The sequence below is a fragment of the Actinomyces sp. 594 genome (genome assembly GCF_019325145.1).
Taxonomy (GTDB): domain Bacteria; phylum Actinomycetota; class Actinomycetes; order Actinomycetales; family Actinomycetaceae; genus Actinomyces.
Map to the genome: position 1 here is coordinate 1 of NZ_PIZC01000044.1, position 1,599 is coordinate 1,599.

Genomic DNA, 1,599 nt, shown 5'->3' on the forward strand with positions numbered 1-1,599 from the left:
CCAGCCCCGCGGGGGCGGCCAGGGCGGCTTCAACCAGGGCTCTCAGGGCGGCGGCTACAACGCAGGCCAGCAGGGCGGATACAACCAGGGCGGCCAGCAGGGCAGCTACAACGCCCCGCAGGGCGGCGCCCCGGACGACCCCTGGGCCACCAGCGGCGGGTCTCAACCGCCTTTCTAATCGCCACAGGGCCATGCCGGATTCAATACGGCTGCTGCAAAGACAAGACTTTCACGCCCCGCCCCCTCCTGCGGGATGGTGTGGGACGTGAAAATCGGTCATATCAATTCAACCCACACAAAGCTTCAGACAATCAGCCACAGATGAAGGAAGAGTCCATGGCCACCAAGACATGGCCCACCGCACAGCTAATCAATATCCGCAAAGGGTGCAGCAGCATAGGCGATTCTCTGGATGGATTACTTGCCTACCGCAACGGCGGAGACGCATACCGCGTGCCCGCGCTGAACGTCGAAGTTCGGCGCAACGACACCGGTGACCGGATCGACGAGTGGGACAACGTGAGCATGTCCACGGCACCTGCGCGTTGGATCATAGGGCTCGCTTTGCGGGTCAGCGCAGTATCGGGGCGCATCCGGTCGAGCCGCCAGCGGCGGCGGGGAAGCAGGCGGTCATGAGTGGCACAAGGCCCGGTGCTACCAGCGGGCGCATACAACGTTCCGACAACCGCTCCACGGGCTTCGGTGACCTGCGTATCGGATACCACGTCCAGACGGTGACCCCCGGCGGGGAGATCCTTGCCGACGGGATCATCCAGGCGATCGTCGAGTGCAAGGATCACCGCCGCGCCGTCGACAAACACAGGCACCTGCTTGCCCGGTCCGACTACCCACACATCCTTCTCGTTGAGGAGCGACAGGGGTAGCGGTGGATGCCGACCACGACTGGTTATGGCAGTGCAGTTCCTACGGGCCAGTCTCCACTCCAGGCAAGGAGCCAGATCATGATCACCTTCAGGAAGACCAAAGCAGGTAAGTGGGTGGCCTACGGCCCCTACACGGAATTGAAAGACTCCGAAGGCGGAGAAATTGAAGTCACTTTGAAGAGTGGCAAGACCACCACGCGCAAGTGCGTAGGGCTCGGTAAGCCCTTCATGGCCAAGGGATGCCAGATGGTGTACGCCTACCTCGACGACAGGGGAAACCACGGCGGCAGCCGCAGTAAGGGCGGGCGTCGCTGCGAGGAGTGCGGTAGCACGCGTGGCGTGCACCTCGCGTACGATCTATCCGGCATCCCCGGATACGCTTGCTACCGCTGCGACGACGGCACTCTGTCGTTCGCCTGACCAGACTCACCGCCGCCCACGCGTGGGTCGGGTGAAGGCCCCGGCCGGTGAACACGGTTGGTCATGTTCCCGGTGTGGGCGGACCCACGCCCTGCGGGCACCGGGCCGCAGTGAGCGACGGTAACAGGCTTCGAAGAACCCCGGGGACTGCACGGGCCTCGCCCGTTGGCCCTTTACGGGGTCCTGATGGGAGTTATCGGCGTGTACGTGGTGCTTAAGATCGGGGTTTTGGCTGGTGTGGTGCGGGAAAGTCGGGGTGATTATGGTTTGGGAGGTTAATCCGGGGCGGTGCTTG

The 1,599-nt window shown here is 63.5% G+C and carries 3 protein-coding genes and 1 pseudogene; all 4 read left to right on the forward strand.

The genetic code is table 11. The features are described from left to right. Positions 1-178 (forward strand): annotated as a pseudogene (locus GZ998_RS13100) (single-stranded DNA-binding protein); the annotation flags it as partial. 158 nt (positions 179-336) lie between these two features. Continuing rightward, a complete protein-coding gene (locus GZ998_RS07125) occupies positions 337-636 on the forward strand; it encodes a hypothetical protein (RefSeq protein ID WP_219109451.1) in 300 nt (99 codons plus the stop codon). Further along, entirely contained in the window at positions 633-884 is a 252-nt protein-coding gene (locus tag GZ998_RS07130; protein ID WP_219109452.1) for a hypothetical protein, read from the forward strand. The genes GZ998_RS07125 and GZ998_RS07130 overlap by 4 nt, the downstream gene beginning before the upstream one ends. 78 nt (positions 885-962) lie before the next feature. Next, on the forward strand, positions 963-1,304 hold the full coding sequence (locus tag GZ998_RS07135; RefSeq protein WP_219109453.1) for a hypothetical protein: 342 nt from the start codon (positions 963-965) through the stop codon (positions 1,302-1,304). Positions 1,305-1,599 lie beyond the last annotated feature (295 nt).